Origin of the sequence: Mesorhizobium sp. M7A.F.Ca.US.005.03.1.1, assembly GCF_003997975.1 — a bacterium.
Taxonomy (GTDB): domain Bacteria; phylum Pseudomonadota; class Alphaproteobacteria; order Rhizobiales; family Rhizobiaceae; genus Mesorhizobium; species Mesorhizobium ciceri.
In genome coordinates this window covers 1-641 of the sequence record NZ_RZRO01000221.1, presented here as the reverse complement: position 1 = coordinate 641, position 641 = coordinate 1, and the positions used below count along the sequence as shown (strand labels likewise).

Genomic DNA, 641 nt, shown 5'->3' with positions numbered 1-641 from the left:
CTTGAAGGCGACCAGCAGTTCGGCACCCAGCGCACCGTCCACGGCGCGGTGGTCGGTCGACAGCGTCACCGACATCACGGTGGCTATTCTGATCTCGCCGTTCTTGACCACTGCCCGCTCCTCGCCGGCGCCGACCGCCAGGATGGTCGCGTGCGGCGGGTTGATGACCGCGGCAAAATCCTTGATGCCGAACATACCGAGATTGGACACCGCCGTGGTGCCGCCCTGATACTCTTCCGGCTTCAGCTTGCGGCTGCGGGCGCGACTGGCGAGGTCCTTCATCTCGTTGGAGATGGTGGACAGCGTCTTTTCGTCGGCATGCCGAATGATCGGTGTGATCAGGCCGCCGGGGATCGACACCGCGACGCCGACATCGGCGTGCTTGTGCTTGACCATGGCGCTTTCAGTCCACGAGGCATTGGCATCGGGCACCGCCTTCAGCGCCATCGCCATCGCCTTGATCACCATATCGTTAACCGACAGCTTGTAGGCCGGAGCATCACCCTTGTCGGTCTTCTTCACCGGGGCTGCCGCATTGATCTGCGTGCGCAGCGCCAGCAGCGCATCGAGCTCGCAGTCGAGCGTCAGGTAGAAATGCGGAATGGTGGTCTTGGCCTCGACCAGGCGGCGCGCAATGGTCT

The 641-nt window shown here is 63.5% G+C and carries 1 protein-coding gene; it reads right to left on the bottom strand.

Annotation, left to right across the window (positions count from 1 at the left end; all coding sequences use genetic code 11):
• Window positions 1-641, bottom strand: a 641-nt coding sequence (locus tag EN990_RS35265) for a 2-oxo acid dehydrogenase subunit E2 (RefSeq protein WP_206526381.1), incomplete at both ends; no start/stop codon positions are given.